The organism is Paenibacillus sp. J5 (assembly GCF_054955055.1).
Map to the genome: position 1 here is coordinate 432,060 of NZ_JBUEDD010000004.1, position 21,627 is coordinate 453,686.

A 21,627-nucleotide genomic window follows, 5' to 3' on the forward strand; every position below is an offset into this window, starting at 1 on the left:
CGTCTATCCCCCCTGTACCACGACGCTGCGCAGCGCCAATTTCATGAGCCACTTGCCTAGCATAACGAGTACAGCCAGCCACACCAGTTGAATGCCGATCCCGGTCAGTGCATCCAGCGTCCCGATATGGCCGGAGTAGACGCGAAACGGGAAGTCTGCACTCCAGCGAAAGGGCAGTACATAGATGATCTGCTGCAGCCAGGCTGGCATGAGCGGCACCGGAATGACCATTCCCGCGCAAAATTCACCCAGCACGCCGAACATAAGAAGCGAACCGGCAGGCGACAAGGTAACGAAGACGCTGATATAGATCAGCATCGAGATAGCAACGATCAGAGCCAGGCCAATCAGCAGCGAGAGGAGGAACAAGGCCAGCGCTGCTCCATCTGGGGGCAGCATAAGGCGATAGCCCCCAGGCAGCAACATCGCGGCAACAAGTATCGGACCGCTGCGCAGAGCAGCTCCAGCCAAGCGCTGGGCGAGCAGCTTCGCGTACCAGAATCCGTAGATGCCGCTCGGGCGGCATAGCTCATACGCGATATTGCCTGTAGTAATCAGATCGAATAATTCGTTGTCGCGGAACCAGAGCATAATCAGGGCCAAAAATGCCTGCTGCAGCCAGATGTACGCGGTCAGCTCCTGAAGGGAGATCGGCTGGCTGCCCGCAGTCTGGTGATAGAAGGCCTGAAATACCATAAGGATGATAAAGCCCCAGAAAAACTGTGTCGCTATGCCTGCCAGCGCCGCTGTGCGGTATTGCAGTCCGGTGTAGAGCCGCAGCTTGAAGACGGACAGATACATTCTCATAGCAGCTCATGCTCCTTATAGAGCTGCATAATCAAGTCCTCGATCGGCTGGGCATCGATCGACACATCAAGCAGCTCGACCTGCTCGGATAATGCCGCCAGGATGGTCGAGATCGCGACCTGGCTCGTGTCCACCTGGAATTCGGCGCGCTCAGACGACCAGGAGAGCGTCGTGGCGCCAGCGATGATGGCCGGAGCGCTAGCAGGGCGGAACTCGGCGGTAATCGTCTTGATCGCACCGAATTGGCTGCGAAGCGCTTGCAAGCTTCCGTCATGCAGCAGACGCCCCTTGCCAATGAGCAGGATGCGCGAGGCAAGCGCTTCGATGTCGCTCATGTCATGGGTCGTCAGGATGACGGTGACGCCTCTCTCCTTGTTAATCATTCGGATGAACTCCCGCACAGCGAGCTTGGACATCGCATCGAGGCCGATCGTGGGTTCATCGAGGAACAGCACGCTGGGGCTATGCAGCAGCGAGGCGGCAATCTCGCAGCGCATCCGCTGGCCCAGACTGAGCTGGCGGACAGGTGTCCCCAGCATCGGCTCCAGCGCGAGCAGCTCTGTCAGCAGTGCCAGATTGCTGCGGTACTCTGTCTGTGGCACCGCATATATATCGCGCAGCAGCTCAAAGGAGTCGATGACCGGAACATCCCACCATAGCTGGGAGCGCTGTCCGAACACGACACCGATATGCTTGACATAGCTGACGCGCTGCTCCCATGGCGTATAGCCCATAATGGAGCAGGTGCCTTGATCGGGGACGAGTATGCCGCTCATTACCTTGATCGTGGTCGATTTGCCTGCCCCGTTCGGGCCGATGTAGCCGACGATCTCGCCCTGCGGGATGGTGAAGCTGATGTCCTTCAGGGCTTCAACGGTTTTGTAACGTGGATGAAATAACGACTTGAAGGCTTGCCCCAGGCCGGATGAGCGCTCCGCTACCCGGAAGGTCTTACTCAAGTCTTGTACAGTAATCACGATTGCTATCCTCCGTTTATGTAGTAGGAAGGAAGATATTATCATTGCTACCTGATCACTGTCAATACTTGATGCAAAAATACTTGTCAGCGCTCATTTTTTGCTTGAAAATAGAAAAATAGGATGACAGAGAACCAGGGGGATGAATCGTTGGCACTGCAAAAGATCGAGCTGTTCAGCAAGCTCTCGAATCTGGAGCTGGCTCGGCTGTTGGGCAAGCTGAACAAGGAACGCTATACACCCGGAGAGACGCTGTTCAATCAGGGTGACCCGGGAGACCGGATGTATATTATCATATCTGGCAGGATCGAGCTGTACGCGGCATCGGAAGGCGGAGAGCGCAGGCTGTTAGCCGTGCTTGGCGAGGGAGATGTGCTGGGCGAGATGGCACTGCTGACCGGAGAGACCCGTTCAGCAGCGGCTGTCGCCGCCCAGCCTACGGAGCTGTACAGCATTGATTCGCCTACACTGGATCAGTTGCTAACAGACCACCCGGCGATTTCCTCCTATTTCATCCACCAGCTATCGCAACGGTTGGTGTCGACCAATAACCGGCTGCAGGCTGCCAAGGAGGAGCAGGCTTCGAAGCTGCAGGAGCAATTGCTCCAACTCCCGAAGCAGGCGCGGGAGCTGGTTGTTCGCTGTGCGCTGCTCGGCAGCATGCCGGAAGCATTGGCACAGCATGCAGGCTTGCTGGCAGAGGGGGAACGCTTGCAGGAGGCGGCGCTGTGGCTTCCCTGGGTGAGTCTGGGCAGCGGGCAGAGTGATGCCCTTGAGAGTTCTCGTCTCGTGTTCGAGACGGAACGGCGCCAACTGGTGCTGGAGCTGGGCAAAAGCCTGTATGGGCATCAGCAACTGGAGGACTGGCTGCAGGAGGCCCGGACGTTCTATGCGCATGCAGGACTGTGGAAGGAGCTGCTGCTGCTGTATCTCGACCAGGAGGAATGGGCAGCGGCGCTTGAGCTTCTGGGTAGCCATGGCTTGGCCGCAGCACCGCTCCCACCCCAACCAGCTAAGGGGCAATCTGCCAGACTTGCCGGAGCAACGGCGATAGCACGGGGAGCGTCTGGTGCCCGCTCTGTTCCCTGGGACGATATATCGCTAAACGGGGCGGGTGTGGAGCGAGGAGCTGCCACGGAGCTGAAGCCGCCGAGGATGGAGCCTGGGGCGGAACCAGGGATGGAGCTAGAGCCGGAGCTGCTGCGGACGCTGGCTGCTCTCCCTGCCCAGCAGTATGCCGGCCGCTTGAGCAGCCTGGTAGCTGTGCTGCGCAGTGCGCTGGAGCATGACCCCGACCAGGGCGTATCGCTGCTCGAGCGGGTGCTGGAGTCTGGCGAGGCCGCCTTCGCACCGCCCGAACGCCTTGTACTCTACAGTCTGGGTGCGGAGCTGGCGCTCAAGGCGGGGCGAGAGCAACAGGCGCAGCGCTATCTTCAGCGCGGGGAGGCGGCTGCGGCGTCAGAGAGCGAGCTAACGAGCTATGGCCTATCCAGGCTGAAGCTCGCCATGCAGCGCAGCCAACTGCTGGGGGCGGGAGCCGGCAGGCTGCTCCAGGGTCATCGGCTGATGGAGACCTTCTTCGTGCTGCTGGCGTTGACCTGCATCGTGTTGTTCGTTTGGCTCGAGCCTGTTGGCGGACTGTCCCCGGAGGCGATGCGATTCATCGGGATAGCGATCGCTGCTGTCATTCTGTGGATCATTAATGTCATCCCCGACTATCTGGTGGCGCTCGGCATGGTGATGCTCTGGATAACCGGCGGTCTGGTGACGCCAGAAGCGGCATTGTCGGGCTTCGGCTCGACAACCTGGCTATACATGATCTTTATTATGGCGATGAGTGCGGTCATTACGAAGTCGGGGATTCTGTACCGGCTGGCGCTCAATGCGCTCAAGCGATTCCCTCCAGGATACCGGGGGCAGCTATGGGGCATTATTATCGGGGGCTTGGCGATGAATCCGCTTATTCCTTCGTCCTCCGTTAAGGTGTCGCTGGGTGTTCCGATCGCCCGCACCTTGTCGGAGTCGATGGGGCTTGCCGATCGCAGCAAAGGGGCGGCAGGCTTCGGCCTGGCGGCAATGATCTTCTACGGCTTTACCGCGCCGTTCGTATTGACAGGCTCTTATACGAATGTGATGGCCTACGGTCTGGCTGGCGGCAAGCACCCGGTGTCCTGGCTCGCCTGGCTGGTCTATGCTATTCCTGCTCTGGCCGTCTTCGCCGTGGTGATGATTGCACTGCTGCTGCGCATGTTTGGGCGCACAGAAGCGCTGCGTCCCATCTCGCCGGAGGTGCTCGATCAGCAGCTTGGGCTGCTTGGGCCCCTGTCGAAGCTGGAACGGATTGCGCTGTTGACCGTGGTATCCTGCATCTTGCTCATGATCGCTCAGCCGCTGCACGGCGTGGACAGCACCTGGATCATGCTGGGCGGCTTTGGCGTGCTGATCGTGACGGGCGCGCTGGATCGGCGGACGCTATCCACTGGCATAGACTGGACCTTTCTGCTCTTCCTTGGGGTAGCGTTCAGCTTCGCCGCTGCGGTAGAGCAGCTCGGTATAGCGGAGGCTATGTCGGGCTATCTGAGCGGTCATATGGGAGTGTTCGCTGCTTCACCGCTGCTTTTTTTGTTGGCAGTCATTGTACTGTCGTTCGCCGTGACGCTGGTGATTCGGGATGATCCAGCGGTCATATTGCTTATTACCGCGCTGCTGCCTATTTCGACGGGGCTGGGTATACATCCCTGGGTGCTTGTTTTCGTCATTTTGCTTGCGACCGATCCGTTCTTTTTCACCTACCAATCACCGACATATCTCACGGCCTATTACAGCTCGGAGGGCAAGGCATTCAGCCACCGGCAAGGCCAGCAGATTGCTCTGGCGTATGGGGCCGCAGTGTTGCTGGCGGTGATGGTCTCCATTCCGTTCTGGCATTGGCTGGGACTTATTCGATGACCTGCCCTGGCTGCTTCCCTGCTGAGGAAGGCCGTCGTCTGCTCGCGTGATAACAGCACAAAAAAGATGGAGCCACACGGCGCTAGGTGCGCCATGCGGCTCCATCTCTCTTAATAATGATGAGCGTGCTCCCAACATCAGCCGAGCGGGCGGATGATTAGGAAATGACAAACTTAATGATAACAGCCAGAGCAAATATAACGGTCATAAACCCGGCCATACCGACAAACCCCATCACAACATCCGTGAAGTCATGACGTGGTTCTTCATTAAAATGCTCGCGCGGATCTCTTACATTCTCCATCCTATATCCTCCTCAGTACGACAGGTGCAGCAGGGCACAGCATCAGATGGCCGCTATGCGACGATCAGAAGAGCCGTCTGCCTCTTAAACGCTGTCATCCATTGATCATGATCTCATATTTAGCTTATCCTAGTATACCCAACTTCATGAGCGCTTGTAAAGGAAAATAAGCTCTTGAATCCGCTCTAATTTGGGAGAGAGTGGCGGGGTACGCCCGACAAATAAAGGCGGGAGGTTGCAGGGCTGTGCTACAATAGAGGAAGCAGAGTCAAGCTCAGGGGGGAGAAGCATGCAAGAGCCAACGACAGAGCATGGCCGGGCGGCCGCAGAGGAGCTGATTCGCAGCAAGCTGGCGCTACTGCCTGACCAGCCGGGCTGCTACCTGATGAAGAATGGTGAGGGCACCATCATCTATGTTGGCAAGGCCAAGGTGCTGAAGAACCGGGTACGTTCTTACTTCAGCGGCAGTCATAATGGAAAAACGCAGCGTCTCGTTTCCGAGATTCGCGATTTTGAATATATTGTCACCAGCAGCAACATGGAGGCACTCATCCTGGAGTGCAACCTGATCAAGCAGTATCATCCACGCTATAATGTATTGCTCAAGGACGACAAGACCTTTCCTTATCTGAAGATTACGCATGAGCCGCATCCGAAGCTTGAAGTGACTCGCAGAGTGTTGAAGGACAAGGCCAAATATTTCGGCCCGTATCCGAACGGCTACGCCGCGCAACAGACCAAGAAGCTGCTCGATCGTCTCTATCCGCTACGCAAGTGCAATACACTGCCGGATAAGGTCTGTCTGTATTATCATATGGGACAGTGCGTCGCGCCTTGCGAATATGAGGTGGATCAAGCGGTCTATGATGAGCTGGCTCAAGGCATTGCACGCTTTCTGAACGGTGGGCATGGCGAGGTCAAGGAGCAACTGCGCGCAAAAATGGAGGAGGCGGCAGAGGCGCTGGAGTTCGAGCGGGCCAAGGAATACCGCGACCAGATGATGGCGATCGATGCCATGATGGAGAAGCAGAAGATTACGTTGACCGATACGCGCGATCGGGATGTGTTCGGGTACGCAGTGGACAAGGGCTGGATGTGTGTGCAGATTCTATATATGCGTCAGGGCAAAATGATTGAGCGGCATGCGACCACCTTCCCGTATTATGGGGAAGCGCATGATGACTTTATGACATTCGTCGCGCAGTATTACAGCGACAATCCGGCCTTGCCGCACGAAATTTTGCTGCCGCAGGCACCGAAGCTTCGGCAGCCGGAAGAAGCTGTGCTCCTAGCTGGCGAAGCGTCACCCGCAGAGGAATCGGCTGCCGCTTCGCCTTCCAACAGCGGCTCCTGGTCTGATGAAGCGGCTGCGGTTGCCGAGGACGCTGCGGTCAGCGCGGCGGAGGAGAGCGGACAGTTGCTTCAGAGCTGGCTGAAGGTCAAGGTGCTGCTGCCGCAGCGCGGACGCAAGCGCGAGGTCGTCGAGATGGCCAATGAGAACGCCCGCGTGGCGCTGGATGAGAAGTTCAAGCTGATTGAGCGCGATGAGGAGCGCAGTGTGCTCGCAGCAAGGGGGCTGGCGGCTTACCTGCAACTGCCGTCCGCCAGCCGGATCGAGGCGTTCGACAACTCCAACATCCAGGGCACAGACCCGGTGTCGGCCATGGTGGTGTTCGTGGACGGCAAGCCGGACAAGAAGGAGTACCGCAAGTACAAGGTGCGTACCGTCCAGGGGCCGGACGACTATGAGACGATGCGCGAGGTGATTCGCCGCCGTTACGAGCGGGTGTTGAAGGATGGGCTGCAACTGCCCGATCTGATCGTCGTGGACGGCGGCAAGGGTCAGATCTCCGCGGCTGTCGATGTGCTGGAAAATGAACTCGGACTCTATGTGCCGGTATGCGGCATCGTGAAGGATGCCCGTCACAAGACGGCGCAGCTTATGACGGGCGACCCGCCGGAGATTGTGCCGCTCCCGCGGGACAGCCAGGAATTTTATCTGCTGCAACGGATACAGGACGAGGTGCACCGCTTCGCGATTACATTCCACCGCGAGCAGCGGGGCAAGTCGATGGTTGCTTCCAGATTGGATGCCATCCCTGGAATTGGCGAGAAGCGCCGCAAGCTGCTGCTCAAGCATTTCGGCTCCATCAAGAAGATCAAGGAAGCCAGCATTGAAGATTTTCGTCCTCTATCGATAGGTGATAAGCTAGCTGCTACCATATTGGAGCAGCTCCATAATGAACCGTGACGTTCAGTCGAAGGGTCGCTCTCTGGCAACATAGGGGGCGGCCCTTCCTGTATCTGGTTATATCCGGAATTTCTCAATCAGTGTATGCACAGCATGGATAACGGCATCTGGGTGCTTTTGCGGAATCATATGGGCGGATTGAGGGAGCACGGTAAGCTCGGCATGAGGCAGCTCACGGTAGAGCCTGTAGCTATGCTCTCTTGTGGGGAAAGGGTCAAGCCCGCCGACTACAATCATCGTTGGAGTTTCCATGAAGGCGATGCGCGGCTCCATATACTCTGCTGCGGGAACAAATTGAAGCACATCTTCCCGATTCGCTCTGAATTGCGACGGCCGAGGCCAGAATGCACGAATTTCCTCTTCATAATCTGCAGGTACCTGCTCCGGGTCAAAGGTAGCCTTCATTACACTACGGGCCATAATCCGCCCCAGTGGCGCCAGAAGGATGTTCATGATGAAATCGCCAATCCAAGGTGTGGTCACTATCCTGGAGATCGGGTCGCCTTTTTCTGCGGGGTACCCCTCCTTATACATCCCGCCGGCTACGGTGACCAGCCCCGCCAAGTGATCAGGATATAACGAGGCATAGACCAATACTAACAATCCGCTCCAGGAATGACCAACAAGAATGGGCTTTTCTACACCGAGCGCCTGCAAGGCACGATGAAGCAGCTTGGCTTGATCGATCACGGTGAAGGGCTTCTTGCGATCTACCGGGCGTCCGCTGTAGCCATATCCAGGCCGATCGAAGGACAGCATACGGTACCCTTTGGCCATCCCAAGCTCCATAACTTGATTGTAATCATTTCCTCTAAGAACTCCGCCATGCAATAAAACGACCGGCCGCCCTGTGCCTCGCTCCATATAGTGTAAGGAAATGTTATCCACCTGTACAAATTTTCCCGCAGGGGGGAACTGAGCTTCTCCGATCTTAAAGGTCAATCGGTTGTATATATATAACACGACAATCAACCCGAGCACTAGCATGGCGTACATTATCATCCATCCCCTCGAAATATGATATTAACGAACTGATTAGTATGTTGTAGTGATAATACAAGGCTTCAATCCTGAAACAGATGAAGCCTTATATTCAATAGCGAATGTATAGCGCGCATCACCAAATATGGTCTTCTACATCTACGTGAAACGAAGCGTTGCCCATCAAGCAAGGACAGCGTCAGCCGTGTATCCTTAGCTCCTGAGTTACGGTATCGCCAAGCTGCTCCAGAGCAATCGAGCCGCATCATGGGCAAATAAGTCGAGCTTCATACCCCCAGGCGCCATGAGCCAGGATAGCACAAGACCGCTAAGGAGCGACTGAATGAACAGTGCCAGCGAATCAGCCCCCATATCCCTTCGAATCAACCCTTGCTCTTGCAGACCGCGAAACAAGCGTGTTATCTCCTCATAGAACGCTTCAAACAGTCTACGCAGCTTTTCCTTATCCTCCGAATTACGGCTGGAGGTATAGAAATCGACAAACAGTAAAGCTCCTCTAGGCATAATCATACAGCCCGCCAGGTGCTCCTGCAGCCAGGCAGCGAGCGCCTTCACACGATCCTCCGCTTGGATCATGCTCTGAATTTGCCGGGGGAGCGCAGCCGACTGCTGCTTCAGATTTCGCTCGCATATCGCTAAGTACAGGTCATTTTTGTTCGTAAAATGCCAGTACACCACACTTTTCGTCTGCCCGGCTTCAACAGCGACCTGTTCCAGTGTTGCGCCATAATATCCGTGTGTGGCGAATACCTTAATGGCCGCATCCATCACCCGAGTACGTGTATCCGCATGCAGCTTCCCTTGCTCAGGCTGCTTGCGGCTCAGAAGCTGCTGCAACGCTTGCTTATCGCCTACATAGCGTCTCACTGTGGTCCAATGGACGCCTGCTTCCTGGGCAATGCTGGAATAGCTGATCTGATCGATGGGATACCGCGCAGCAAGCTGCTCGGCTACCTGCATAATCTTGTCATAATTTTTCATACAGCGTACATCCCTTTAATTAATCTGTGTGAACTGATAGTTACAAACTTATAGGTATGTTATTATCATATTTCGGATGTATGATTTTGTCAAACTAGGGCGTGTCTGAACACTCTGAACGGATCAGATCTGGCCGAATTTTCGTTCCAGGCAAGGCGCTTTTTCGCGGGCGTACCGGGGGTACGTCAAGAAAGACGGAGCGCATGGCGTAGCCGCCACACGCTCACAGAGCTGTCAGCCTGGAAGGAGCCGCCGGTGGAGGGCGCGAAGCCCCCAGGCGATGCAGACCGGCAGTGCCAGATAGACCAGGGAGGCGATGATGTTTACGGCTGAGCCCAGGAACAGCAGCATGATGCACATCATAATCGTATTAAAGATGGCATGGGTGAACACGGCAGTCATGAAGCCGAACCGCATCAGAATATAGCTGAACAGCAGGCCGATAATCGTCAGCTCGATCAGTCGGGTGCTGGAAGGATACAGCGGGTAGGTTACATGGCCAAACGCCCAGATAATAGAGGGGATGAGCGAGGCGATGAACATATTTTTGACCCATTTGCGCAGCAGTCCGATACCGAACAGACGGTAGACAGCCTCTTCCGAGATAGCGGCACACCAGGCGACAACAGGAAATAACCAGGGCATGCTCATGTTGTAGGGGGATTGTGTAACATCAGAGGCAGACCATACGCCAAGCAGCCATTGTAGCACGAGCAATATGATGGTCTGTACCCCCAGCAGCATCAGCGCCAGCAGGTAGCCTTGCTGCATGCTGCGCCACACCTGCTGTTCGAAGCCCTCCTCGCTGAAGCGAAGCCATAGCTTGTAGCCCATCTGCCGCCACAGCCCGTCCCCGGCGATCAGGGCGAAGTAGATGGAGGCTGCCAGCATCATCGTCAGCAAGCTGGTAACAATCAGTCCCATCGTCACATTGACCTCGGCCTCCGGGTCCTCCCCAAAGCTCGCGAGGATGCCATCTGCCATGTTGTAGTTAATCAGGATGTAGAAGATGGCGAACAACGCCGTCATAATCAGTCCGCGGCGAAATGAGGTATGCTGTCTATACAGCACCGCGTAGATGATGGACAGGATGAACAGCAGGGCTGTCATGATGAAGTACCCCCACATCGACATAGCGCCAGCCAGCTTATCCTGCTCCGAGACGAGCGAGGCGTAGGCGGCCGGGACCTTGAATGCCGGCTTATACGTCAGGATTTGCACAGCACCGCCGGGCATGCGCACGGGCTGAACGCGTAATTGAAGCTGAGCTTCACCGATCGCTGTACCTGCTACCTGAAGCACGATCGTGTTGCTGCCATCCTCTAGCTGCGGCATCACCTCGAGCTGTGCGGCCTTGAAGCCCTGCTGTTCTGCGAAGGCTATGACCGCCCGCTCAGCCTGATCATGATCGGTGAGCCGCTCCTCCTCATCAATCAGTGCGCCCAGACGGTTCCAGGCGATGATTGCTCCGCTCTCCATATGTACATACACATAATAATGCGTCTGCGATCCGGCACTATTGATGCGGGGAGATGTCACTTCGACCTGATACGCATCTACAGGGAAACGATCGCCATAGTCCTTCGCATATTGTTCTGTTAGCTTTTCCTTGGCCAAATATCCGGTTAATAGCTTGTTTGACTGGTACACCGCATGGGAGGTCAGCACCTCCTGGCCGAATTGCTTCTGGATGAAGGCAATAGCCCGTTCCTCAGCATTGGCCCTGGTTATGGTCGTCAGGCCAACGCCGGAAGACGCTGGATGAACGAGCGAAGGGATCACTTGCACCAGTATATATAGCAACAGGCCGGACAGACCGAGCATCGTCCACCGCTTGACCGGCCAGTTCGTTTGCAATGAATTCATAGATAACACCTCTGGCTTGGATTTAGGTTCAATGAATCGTATACATGTACGATAACATAGTTTTTGCTGATTCTCACGAATCCAGACTCCGTTATTCATCATCCGGCGCAGTTAATAGGCCAAGAATCCTCTATAATCGGGTGTTTTGCTGCCAATTTCCCGTAATGCTGCCATTGCAGCGCCTTTTTCGAAGCAAATTACGCTTTGTACCGTAGCAATTATCCATTATATAATCATACAGTTCTCATAGAGTAATTAGAAACAGGCTAGAGGAGCGACTACGTTTGAAAAGCAGCCAATTTGTTATTATCGGCCTGGGCCGATTCGGTTCAAGCATTGCTAAGGAATTGATGACCCTCGGACATGAGGTGCTCGGTATCGACAGCGACGAAGAACGAGTGGACGAGATGAGTCCTATTTTGACCCATTGTGTAGTTGCTGATTCAACAGATGAGGAAGTGCTGCGTTCATTGGGCGTCCGCAATTTTCATTGTGGTGTCGTATCGATCGGCGACGATATTCAATCCAGCATATTAACTGCTATATTATTGAAGGATCTGGGTGTGAAGCAGGTTGTTGCCAAAGCGATGAACGAGCTGCACGGCAGAGTGCTCGAGAAAATCGGTGTGGATCGAGTCATCTACCCCGAGCGGGATATGGGCATTCGTGTGGCACATCAACTGGTATCACCCAATCTGCTTGATTATATTGAGTTATCCAAGGAATATACCATCGTCGAGCTAGCCGTGCCCAAATGTCTATCCGGGATGACTCTCCATAACCTTAATCCGCGGGCTCGCTTTGGCTGCAGTATTGTCGCCATCCATAAGCCTCAGGGCATGATCATTGCCCCTGCGGCGCAGGACGTGCTTGCTGAGAAGGATGTGATGGTCATCATCGGCACCAATGAGCAGATCGAGCAATTCGAGCAGAGCGTGATCCGGTAGGTGAAGCCTCTGCAAGCAGTCAGGGAGAGCGGCAGAGACGGCGGCAGAGAGCGGTGTGCCGCGGACCCAATTTAGAGCGGCTGCTGCTCAGGCTGGCGGCGCTTGCTCTCTTCCCGCTGGCGAGATCGATGAGGGGAAGGAGCAGGCGGAATGGAAAGGCGCAATCCTGGTGATGCTGTTATTAATGCACGGAGAAGCTGTTGAGCAACCATCAAGCCTGCACTAGCCGGAATCTGGACTTGATCTCCTCAATCCAGAGCGGCAGCGAGCCGGGAAGCTCCGCAGAGCGGTTGTAGATCAGCGAGGTCGTTCGTTTCGTGTGCTCCAGTCCGTCCACCTCCAGCACGCTCAGATCATTGTCCCTCAGCATCTGCTCGCGCATATAGGATTTGGGGAGGAGCGTGGCGGCCCGGCATGTATGCAGCAGACGCAATATCGCCTCGAACGAATCGATCTCCATGCGAACATCGGGCGACAGGTTATGGGTTAAGAACAGCTCGTCTGTTAATATGCGGTACCACGTTCCCTTGGAGAACAGGATCATCGGCATCCCGTTGAGGATGCTGATCTCGGCTCTGCCCTTGTCCATAATAAAATGATTCTTCGGCACAACAACCTGCAGATGATCGTCGAACAGCGGAATACAGTGCAGGCTGGCTTCATGGATCTCCGAGGCGACGATGCCCAGATCCGCTTTTTGCTCGCGGACAAGGGATACAATCTCATGCGTCTTGCCCGTGACTGCCTTGATCTCCAGATCAGGCGCTGCCTGGCTCATCACTTGAATCAGGTCGGGCAGCGTCGTCTGCAAGGTCGTCAGGCTGGCGCCGATCGTCAGCAGCGTATGTCGCGCAGCCTTGAATTCATTCACGCTCTGTAGATAACGAAGCTGCAGCTTGCGCAGCTCCAGGGCAAATTCATATGTAATCCGGCCGATCCGGGTAAGCTCGAGCCGCTTGCCAACACGCTTGAACAGCTCCACGCCAAGCTCCTCCTCGAGCTTGCTGATTTTGCGGGAGAGCGCCGGCTGCGTCACATTAAGCAGGGCAGAGGCGCGGTTCAGGCTGGATTGCTCGACGATGGTGGCAAACACATGCATTTCTTCGAGCATGCTGACCTCCTTATGATTTATGCTGATAAGCATAGTATAAGCTTTATTGCCAAATAGTAAAAAGAAATATGCTTGAGCTCTATTCCGCTTATGCATTTTACTTATAAGTGATTATACGGAATAGGCAATTCCATTATAAGCGAAAAAGGAGTAGGATAGGAACTGTGACTATTGTGTGACCGTCAAATTCAGACCGTATAGTTATTGACGCTGCTCTGAGGCGGGAGTACAATGGAGTTTGGTTTAATTCTAAAAATGGAAGAGTTTTAAAAAAAGCACGCTCAGTCTGGAAAGGAGAAAGCTAAAGTTATGAAAGGAAATTCGTATCTGTCACGCAAGCTGCATTCCCTGCTCGGCGTGATCCCGCTCAGCCTGTTCATCATGACCCATGCGCTGACGAATTTTGCTGCTGCGGAGGGAGGTTCAGAGCGCTTCAAGGCCGCGGTTAGTTTTATTAACAGCTTGCCGTTGGTTAATTTTCTGGAGATATTCGGCATATTCCTCCCGCTGTTATTTCACGGCGTATACGGCTTGTACATTGCGTACCAGTCCAATCTGAATACAGGTCAATTCTCTTATGGACGTAACTGGGCGTTTGCGCTGCAACGCATTTCCGGTGTAATTACGTTTATTTTTGTGTTCTGGCATGTGTACCAGACCCGCTTCCAGGTAGCGATTGGGGAAGTGACCCATGAGCAGCTCGGCATGACAATGCATAATATTGCAACCAACCCGCTGTTCTTCACACTGTACGTAATTGGCGTTCTGGCTTCGACCTTCCACTTTGCGAACGGCATGTGGGCATTTCTTGTTAGCTGGGGCATTACTGTCGGACCGAGAGCTCAACGGATTTCTTCATATATTTGGATGGCGGTATTCGTCATCGTATCTGCGATGTTCCTGCTCTCGCTGAACGCTTTCCGCGGAGATGAGTTCAAGGAAGCGGCTGCTGCGCTGGATGTATTCCGCACAATCGGTTAAGGCGTACTGAACCAGTAGTTTTGAAGACAAGGAGCGATTTGAATTATGGCTAAAAATAAAGTTATTGTCGTAGGCGGCGGTCTGGCAGGCTTGATGGCAACCATCAAGGCGGCTGAAGCAGGCGTGCACGTCGACCTCTTCTCAGTTGTACCAGTAAAGCGTTCTCACTCCGTATGTGCTCAGGGCGGCATCAATGGCGCTGTCAACACGAAGGGGGAAGGCGATTCCCCATGGGAGCACTTTGACGATACCGTATATGGCGGCGACTTCCTCGCTAACCAGCCTCCAGTCAAGGCGATGTGCGATGCTGCGCCAGGCATTATCCATCTGATGGACCGGATGGGCGTCATGTTCAACCGTACACCGGAGGGCTTGCTTGATTTCCGCCGCTTCGGTGGCACGAAGCATCACCGCACGGCTTTCGCAGGCGCTACAACCGGCCAGCAACTGCTGTACGCGCTGGACGAGCAAGTGCGTCGTTGGGAGACTGCAGGGCTTGTGACCAAGTATGAATTCTGGGAGTTCCTCGGCGCTGTAATCGATGACGACGGCGTATGCCGTGGCGTCTCGGCTCAGGACCTGCGCTCGATGGAAGTGCATACGGTATCTGCTGATGCCGTTATTCTCGCAACAGGCGGCCCTGGCATTATCTTCGGCAAATCGACAAACTCTGTCATCAACACTGGTACGGCAGCGAGCGCCGTGTACCAACAGGGCGTTGATTATGCGAACGGCGAATTCATCCAGATTCACCCGACAGCCATTCCGGGCGATGACAAGCTGCGTCTCATGTCTGAATCCGCACGCGGCGAAGGCGGCCGCATCTGGACGTATAAGGACGGCAAGCCATGGTACTTCCTGGAGGAGAAATATCCGGCCTATGGCAACCTGGTGCCGCGCGATATTGCAACGCGCGAGATTTTCAGTGTGTGTGTGGACATGAAGCTGGGCATCAACGGCGAGAATATGGTCTACCTGGATCTGTCTCACAAGGACCCTAAGGAACTGGATGTCAAGCTGGGCGGCATCATCGAGATCTATGAGAAATTCATGGGCGATGACCCGCGCAAAATCCCGATGAAAATTTTCCCTGCTGTTCACTACTCGATGGGCGGCATGTGGGTTGACTATAACCAGATGACGAATATCCCTGGCCTGTTCGCTGCAGGCGAGTGCGAATACCAGTACCACGGCGCGAATCGCCTGGGCGCGAATTCGCTCGTATCGGCAATCTATGGCGGCATGGTAGCAGGGCCGAAGGCAGTGGAATACATCAAGGGACTGAGCAAGTATGCCGATGATGTATCCTCCAAAGTATTCGACCGCGAGAAGAAGCGCCAGGTTGACAAATACGAGAGCATTACCAAGATGAACGGCAACGAGAATGCTTACGTTCTTCACCGCGAGCTGGGTGAATGGATGACGAACAATATGACCGTTGTGCGCTACAACAAGAAGCTGGAAGAGACGATCGGCAAGATCAAGGAGCTGAAGCAGCGCTACGGCAAGATCAACATTAACGACAGCAATAACTGGAACAACGCAGGCGTAGCGTTCACACGCCAACTGTGGAACATGCTGGAGCTGGCCGAAGCGATGACACTGGGAGCGCTGCTGCGCAACGAGAGCCGCGGAGCGCACTACAAGCCGGATTTCCCTGAACGCGACGATGATCACTTCATGAAGACGACCAAGGCCAAGTGGACAGCAGACGGCCCGAAAATCTCGTATGAGGATATTGATGTATCCCTCATCACGCCTCGTAAACGCGACTATACAACGGATAAGAAGAAGTAAGCGAAGCTGCAGGAAGGAGAATGAAGATGGCTGAAACGACAGTGGACAAAAAGACAATCAAGTTTGTGATCACCCGGCAGGACAAACCGGACTCGCAGCCTTACAAGGAAACATTTGAAATTCCGTATCGTCCCAATATGAACGTCATCAGCGCACTGATGGAAATTCAGCGCAATCCGGTGAAAGATGACGGGCAGAAAACCGCTCCGGTCTGTTGGGATTCCAACTGTCTGGAGGAAGTGTGCGGCGCATGCTCGATGGTTATCAACGGTAAGCCAAGACAGGCCTGTACGGCGCTGATCGATAAGCTGGAGCAGCCGATCCGTCTGGAGCCGATGAGAACCTTCCCGGTTGTGCGCGACCTGGTCATTAACCGTGACCGGATGTTCAACGCGCTCAAGAGGGTCAAGGCATGGATTCCGATTGATGGCACCTATGATCTGGGGCCTGGGCCACGGATGAAGGAAACGAAGCGTCAATGGGCTTACGAGCTGTCCAAGTGCATGACCTGCGGCGTCTGCCTGGAGGCATGTCCGAATGTGAATGACCGCAACAGCTTTATCGGCCCTGCGGCGATCTCCCAGGTGCGTCTGTTCAATGCGCATCCGACAGGTGAGATGAACAAGGAAGAGCGTCTCGAGACGCTTATGTCCGATGGCGGGATCGAAGGCTGCGGCAACTCGCAGAACTGTGTGCGCGCCTGTCCGAAGGGCATTCCGCTCACGACCTCGATCGCAGCGATCAACAAGGATACGACCAAGCAGCTATTCAAGCAATGGCTCGGTATGTAGTCATCAATAGAAGAAGCCGTGAACATCCCTCCTCGGGCGGTTCACGGCTTCTTTAATAGTATTGCGCTATATTCCCGCTGTGTGGGGCAGAGGGCGTATCTCAGTCACCCTCTATAGACCCGTGAGCAAAAAAGGCCAGCAGAGGATTTACATCCAATGCTCGCCCCAATCCTGGATGGACAGGATAACAGGCTCCAGTCCGTGTCCTTTATCTGTCAGTTCATATTCGATACGAACCGGCATTTCAGGGTATACAGTTCGTTTTACAATGTCGAGCGTCTCCAGCTCCTTCATCCGGTCAGTCAACATCTTGTCGCTCATCTCCGGAATCTGTTCCTTTATTTCTTTGAAGCGTTTAGGTCCGCCAAGCAGCACTCGGATAATTAACCCAGTCCATTTCTTTCCTAACAATTCGATGGCGGATTCGTACTTCGGACACATCTTTGAATAGTCCACGGTATTCACCCCACTTATAGCTTATATTGTATCACGATGAAGCGGAAAAGGTAAGTCAGTTTTAACAAAAAGCAATAAACTATAAAAACAATATTAACTTTATTAAGATGCCCATAATAAAGTGGATTAATTACTGCCTTTTTATGCCTAGAGGTGTTGCCGCGTGAGCGGTTCTACTATATAATGATACTGAGAATTATTATCATATAATGCTGTCATCATAGTAAAGGTGGTCGTCATGTCTTCAGAATTAGAACAAGCCTCCTCGGCCTCGGCACCGAAGCTGAAGTCGAGGCCCGTAGCTGCTTCCCTGATCATCATCGGGGGGCTAATTGCACTGGCGCTTGGGATGGCGGCTTCGATCGCTTTCGGAGCCAAGCAAATCCCACTATCCATGGTATGGGAATCATTAACTCACTTTAACCCGGACAGCTCAGAGCATCAGATCATCCATGAGCTTCGCATGCCTCGCGCATTGGCTGCGGCACTGGTGGGCGCCGGTTTTGCGGTTGCCGGGGCGATCATGCAGGGCATGACACGCAACCCGCTTGCTGACTCGGGTCTGCTCGGCATTAACGCGGGAGCTGCATTTGCCATGGTGCTCTGCTTTGCCTTTTTGAAAGGGCTGCCGTTTCTGTATCTCATGTTCTTCTCATTAGCTGGAGCTGCGTTCGGGGCTGGTCTGGTCTTCGGCATCAGCTCGCTGGCGCGCGGCGGATTAAGTCCCGTCAGACTGGCGCTTGCCGGAGCTGCGGTCAGCGCATTGCTGGTCGCGCTGGGCGAAGGCATCTCCATCCATTATAACATTGGACAAGATCTGGCCTTCTTCTACGCAGGGGGAGTCGCCGGAGCCAAATGGATACATATCAAAGTGGTACTGCCTTGGGTCATTGCCGCACTGCTGGGGGCAATGGCATTATCCCGTTCGATCACACTGCTCAGTCTTGGCGATGATATTGCTACCGGCCTGGGTCAGCGCACACGTCTGGTGAAGATCATCGGCATGATCTTTGTATTTGTATTGGCTGGGGCCGCGGTATCGCTCGTCGGCTCGATCGGATTTGTCGGGCTGATCATTCCGCATCTCACCCGCTTCCTCGTGGGAGTGGATTACCGTTGGGTGATTCCCTGCTCCGCCATTCTCGGTTCGCTGCTCATGGTTACCGCAGACCTGTCTGCACGGTTGGTCAATCCGCCAGCCGAGACGCCTGTAGGCGCATTGATTGCGGTTATTGGCGTGCCCTTCTTCCTCTATCTTGCCAGAAAGCAAAGGAGGGAGATGTAATGCAGCCTCAACAAGCCTTATCTGAGAAAGCCCGTTCGCGGCGAGCCGTTCTGGTCATGTCTGCACTCGGAGCCTTCCTGCTGGTCATGTTTATTGTCGCTATTAATTCAGGAGAGATCAAGCTTGGGCCATGGCAAGTCATTAAGACGCTGTTCGGCTTCGGGGATGACCGGCAACGACTTGTCATTATCGACTTTCGTCTGCCGCGGATTGTGATCTCCATGCTGATCGGGGCTTGCTTTGCCGTGTCTGGCTGCATCCTGCAAGGCATTACACGCAATGCGCTTGCCGACTCCGGCATTCTCGGCATTAACGCCGGGGCAGGGCTGGTCGTCGTGCTCTATGTATATCTGTTCCCGCTCAAGACCTCGGCCTCGCCGTTTATGATGCCGTTCCTGGCGTTATTCGGAGCAGGGGTGACGGCATTGCTCATCTATATGCTGGCGTTCAAGCGCCATCAGGGCTTGTCGCCGATCCGGCTGCTGCTTGTCGGCATCGGGGTGCAGGCCGGCATCTCTGCGGCCATGATTATCTTGACGATTCGTCTTGACCCGAACCAGTTCCAGTTCGTGCAGGTATGGATTGCGGGCAGCATCTGGGGGACGAAATGGGATTTCGTCTTTGCGCATCTACCCTGGTTTCTCATCCTCGTGCCGCTGGCGTTCTCCAAGGCGAAGACGCTCAATATTCTGTCGCTGGGCGAGCAGACAGCTACGGGATTGGGCGCCCCTGTGGAGAAGGATCGGCTTATTATGCTAGCTGTCGCCGTAGGTCTGGCGGCAAGCAGTGTCGCCGTAGGCGGAGGAATCGGCTTCGTCGGCTTGGTAGCGCCGCATCTGGCACGCAGGCTGGTGGGGCCGCAGCATCAATTCTCGTTGCCCGCCTCAGCATTGATCGGCGCCTTGCTCGTGCTGGTCGCGGATACGATCGGGCGGACGATCAGTGCGCCCTCCGAGATTGCGACAGGCATTGTCGTAGCCGTTATCGGCGCACCGTATTTCCTCTATCTGCTTTCCCGTTCGCGCGTGTAGGACAAGAGCAGAGGGGTCTCCCATTAGCCATAGGTGAAGTTGGCTAACAGGAGACCCCTTCTGTATGTTAACGAGCCCGTAGGCTTGTTCTGTGACCTTCTGGCGGCCGGCTACAGACGGATGATAACCAGGCCGACCATCATGCAGAGCAGTGCCGCTAACTGCAACAGACTCAATCGCTCGCGGTACAGCACGATAGCTCCTACTGCAACGACAAGACTGTTGGTGGCGAAGATGGGCGCAGCCAGATTGGACGGGCCCGTCTCCAAAGCGATCGCGTACAGTTGAAGCCCGCCATAGGAGAAGATGCCGGATAGCAGCCCCCATACCAGACCCGTCCGCAGCTTGGCGAGGAAACTGGAGGAGGGCTGTCGTCTCCATATCGACCACTCTCGCCAGGCGGGAGGGAAGAACCAGATGATGGATAGCAGGTAGGCAATGAACAAGACGGAAGCGGAGGCCATATGAAGCTCCTCGGTCACTTTCAGCCCGCCATTGCGCAGGGCGAATAAGATAATGGCGACGGCTACATAGATATACCAACGCTTGTGAGGCGCAGAGAGCGACTCTTTACGGCGAATTGAGATGAGCGCAACGGCAAGCAGCAGCAGTGCAATGCCAGTCGTCTCCATCCAGTTCAGCGACTCGCCATATACCCAGGTGCCCATCATGACGACCAGAACAATGTTGATATTAGTGAGAGGGGAAGTCAGTGAGGCCGGTCCGTAGTCCAGCGCCTTCATGAACAGCGCGTTGCCCCATGCAGAGCCGGCACCAACGATTGCGCCAGCCATCCAGTAGCGCCAGTCCAGCAGCGCGGCGAATAGTACGCCTTGGGTGATGGCATGAATGGCAAAGCCAAGTGTTCCTGTCATATACAAGCCCAACAGCAGCGTATGTACAGAGCCTTGCTTCATTTGGGATACTTTCATCCATAATCCGGTCAATCCGAACAGCAGCGCACTGCTGATGGCGATCCAAAGCCACATGTTCGATGTCATCCTTTGCATTCATTATGATTTGTTACACAATTGAAATCTTTCTGTTATCGTCTTTTCATACTGATGGGCTATTATAATAACCAAGACCCCCTTTTTTAATATAGAACGTCTTGGGACCCGCTGATGTGGGTCCACTTTTTTTGCCCTGATGACCGCGGTCGAATCATCAAGCCATAAATAATGGCTGATCCAACGCCACCTGTTAAGGAGCGACGCGAATCAGCCATATGTAGCCAGGTCGTGTCAGACACGACCTAGAGTTGGACTGTAACCGGGTGCTTCTGTCGGAAGAAGACCCAGCTTGTATAGCCGATCTCTCTCAATCGGGTGCGGACAAGCTCAAAGTCGTCGCCGATGCGCGAGGGCAGGTGAGCATCGGAGCCGAACGTCACGGTAACGCCAAAATGGCACGCTCGCTCCAAAATATCATCTGACGGGTACCAGCCGCCGGCATACTTCGTCTTGCCCGATGTATTAATCTCGATCGCGACACCGGCATCTGCAATCGTCCGCAGCGCCTTGTCAATCGCCTCAGCAGCAGGAATATCGGAGAAGGCGGGATAATAGCCCTTCATTGCATCGATATGACCTAGGGACTGGAACAGGCCGCAGCGAGCGGATTCGGCGATCAGATGATAGTAATGCTCCTTCTCCCTGATCTTCTCCTTCTCACTCAGGTTGTTCCAGCGCTTCTTGTTGAAGATGCTGACTCCGCGTGTCTGGTGAACCGAGCCGATGATATAATCCATGGGATAGTTGTTATATTCGGCCTTGTAGATGGGCCACAGCTCGGGATAATAATCGGACTCCACGCCGAGCAGCACCTCGATGCGCCCTTCGTATTTGGCCTTTAGCTCCAGCACCTCCCGCACATAGTTGGGAAATTCGCTGCGCGCCATGGCAATATGCGGCAATGGCTGATCCTTATCGCTGGCGAAATAGGGTGAATGATCCGAGATGCCAATGACCTGCAATTCGGCCTGAATCGCGGCCTGAATATAAGCCTCAATCGCTCCGTCAGCGTGTCCGCATCGTTCATGATGGGTGTGCAGATCAAATTTCATCGCGTTGCTCGCCCTCCTCCTGTAAT

18 protein-coding genes are annotated in these 21,627 nt (G+C 54.6%); 8 read left to right on the forward strand and 10 right to left on the reverse strand.

All coding sequences use genetic code 11. The annotated features are described in order from the left end of the window. Positions 1-3 precede the first annotated feature (3 nt). Together ACY1JZ_RS09495 and ACY1JZ_RS09500 are read right to left on the reverse strand one after the other, a co-directional pair. Positions 4-807, reverse strand: coding sequence for an ABC transporter permease (locus tag ACY1JZ_RS09495; protein ID WP_270165010.1), 804 nt, complete (start codon positions 805-807; stop codon positions 4-6). Further along, positions 804-1,784, reverse strand: a complete 981-nt coding sequence (locus tag ACY1JZ_RS09500) for an ABC transporter ATP-binding protein (RefSeq protein ID WP_462628983.1) — start codon at positions 1,782-1,784, stop codon at positions 804-806. The genes ACY1JZ_RS09495 and ACY1JZ_RS09500 overlap by 4 nt, the downstream gene beginning before the upstream one ends. Positions 1,785-1,934: 150 nt before the next feature. On the opposite strand from ACY1JZ_RS09500, the gene ACY1JZ_RS09505 reads away from it, so the two are divergent. Then, entirely contained in the window at positions 1,935-4,733 is a 2,799-nt protein-coding gene (locus tag ACY1JZ_RS09505) for an SLC13 family permease (protein ID WP_462628984.1), read from the forward strand. A gap of 157 nt (positions 4,734-4,890) precedes the next feature. Here the strand turns inward: ACY1JZ_RS09505 and ACY1JZ_RS09510 are convergent, their stop codons facing one another. Beyond that, the gene (locus tag ACY1JZ_RS09510; protein ID WP_270165003.1) at positions 4,891-5,037 is read right to left on the reverse strand and encodes a YqzM family protein; all 147 of its coding nucleotides are present in this window, start codon (positions 5,035-5,037) and stop codon (positions 4,891-4,893) included. A gap of 289 nt (positions 5,038-5,326) precedes the next feature. On the opposite strand from ACY1JZ_RS09510, the gene uvrC reads away from it, so the two are divergent. Beyond that, a complete protein-coding gene (gene uvrC, locus ACY1JZ_RS09515) occupies positions 5,327-7,288 on the forward strand; it encodes an excinuclease ABC subunit UvrC (RefSeq protein WP_462628985.1) in 1,962 nt (653 codons plus the stop codon). Between the two features lie 57 nt (positions 7,289-7,345). On the opposite strand, the gene ACY1JZ_RS09520 is transcribed toward uvrC, so the two are convergent. From ACY1JZ_RS09520 to ACY1JZ_RS09530, 3 genes are all read right to left on the reverse strand, one after another. After that, positions 7,346-8,284, reverse strand: a complete 939-nt coding sequence (locus ACY1JZ_RS09520) for an alpha/beta fold hydrolase (RefSeq protein ID WP_270165001.1) — start codon at positions 8,282-8,284, stop codon at positions 7,346-7,348. Positions 8,285-8,494: 210 nt separating this feature from the next. Further along, positions 8,495-9,271 carry a TetR family transcriptional regulator gene (locus ACY1JZ_RS09525; RefSeq protein ID WP_270165000.1) on the reverse strand — a complete coding sequence of 259 codons (777 nt, stop codon included), beginning with the start codon at positions 9,269-9,271 and terminating at the stop codon, positions 8,495-8,497. Between the two features lie 234 nt (positions 9,272-9,505). Beyond that, entirely contained in the window at positions 9,506-11,137 is a 1,632-nt protein-coding gene (locus ACY1JZ_RS09530; protein ID WP_462628986.1) for a CPBP family intramembrane glutamic endopeptidase, read from the reverse strand. A gap of 284 nt (positions 11,138-11,421) precedes the next feature. On the opposite strand from ACY1JZ_RS09530, the gene ACY1JZ_RS09535 reads away from it, so the two are divergent. Next, positions 11,422-12,084, forward strand: coding sequence for a potassium channel family protein (locus tag ACY1JZ_RS09535; protein ID WP_270164998.1), 663 nt, complete (start codon positions 11,422-11,424; stop codon positions 12,082-12,084). A 211-nt stretch (positions 12,085-12,295) separates the two neighbouring features. Here ACY1JZ_RS09535 and ACY1JZ_RS09540 read toward each other — a convergent pair whose 3' ends face one another. Then, a complete protein-coding gene (locus tag ACY1JZ_RS09540) occupies positions 12,296-13,195 on the reverse strand; it encodes a LysR family transcriptional regulator (RefSeq protein WP_462628987.1) in 900 nt (299 codons plus the stop codon). 309 nt (positions 13,196-13,504) lie between these two features. Between ACY1JZ_RS09540 and ACY1JZ_RS09545 the strand changes: the two genes are divergently transcribed. From ACY1JZ_RS09545 to sdhB, 3 genes are read left to right on the forward strand one after another with little or no spacing between them, the layout of a single operon-like run. Beyond that, complete coding sequence (locus tag ACY1JZ_RS09545; protein WP_462628988.1) at positions 13,505-14,176, forward strand: succinate dehydrogenase cytochrome b558 subunit; 672 nt, start codon at positions 13,505-13,507, stop codon at positions 14,174-14,176. A 45-nt stretch (positions 14,177-14,221) separates the two neighbouring features. Then, complete coding sequence (gene sdhA, locus ACY1JZ_RS09550; protein WP_270164994.1) at positions 14,222-15,973, forward strand: succinate dehydrogenase flavoprotein subunit; 1,752 nt, start codon at positions 14,222-14,224, stop codon at positions 15,971-15,973. A 26-nt stretch (positions 15,974-15,999) separates the two neighbouring features. After that, a complete protein-coding gene (gene sdhB, locus ACY1JZ_RS09555; RefSeq protein ID WP_270164992.1) occupies positions 16,000-16,764 on the forward strand; it encodes a succinate dehydrogenase iron-sulfur subunit in 765 nt (254 codons plus the stop codon). 147 nt (positions 16,765-16,911) lie between these two features. On the opposite strand, the gene ACY1JZ_RS09560 is transcribed toward sdhB, so the two are convergent. After that, positions 16,912-17,220 carry a winged helix-turn-helix transcriptional regulator gene (locus tag ACY1JZ_RS09560; protein WP_270164990.1) on the reverse strand — a complete coding sequence of 103 codons (309 nt, stop codon included), beginning with the start codon at positions 17,218-17,220 and terminating at the stop codon, positions 16,912-16,914. A gap of 238 nt (positions 17,221-17,458) precedes the next feature. Here ACY1JZ_RS09560 and ACY1JZ_RS09565 point away from each other — a divergent pair, with 238 nt between their 5' ends. Both ACY1JZ_RS09565 and ACY1JZ_RS09570 read left to right on the forward strand, forming a co-directional pair. Continuing rightward, entirely contained in the window at positions 17,459-18,505 is a 1,047-nt protein-coding gene (locus ACY1JZ_RS09565) for a FecCD family ABC transporter permease (RefSeq protein ID WP_270164988.1), read from the forward strand. Beyond that, a complete protein-coding gene (locus ACY1JZ_RS09570) occupies positions 18,505-19,536 on the forward strand; it encodes a FecCD family ABC transporter permease (RefSeq protein ID WP_462628989.1) in 1,032 nt (343 codons plus the stop codon). The genes ACY1JZ_RS09565 and ACY1JZ_RS09570 overlap by 1 nt, the downstream gene beginning before the upstream one ends. Before the next feature lie 110 nt (positions 19,537-19,646). Here ACY1JZ_RS09570 and ACY1JZ_RS09575 read toward each other — a convergent pair whose 3' ends face one another. Further along, positions 19,647-20,525, reverse strand: a complete 879-nt coding sequence (locus ACY1JZ_RS09575; protein ID WP_462628990.1) for an EamA family transporter — start codon at positions 20,523-20,525, stop codon at positions 19,647-19,649. Positions 20,526-20,791: 266 nt separating this feature from the next. Then, the gene (locus ACY1JZ_RS09580; RefSeq protein WP_462628991.1) at positions 20,792-21,601 is read right to left on the reverse strand and encodes a histidinol-phosphatase; all 810 of its coding nucleotides are present in this window, start codon (positions 21,599-21,601) and stop codon (positions 20,792-20,794) included. Positions 21,602-21,627 lie beyond the last annotated feature (26 nt).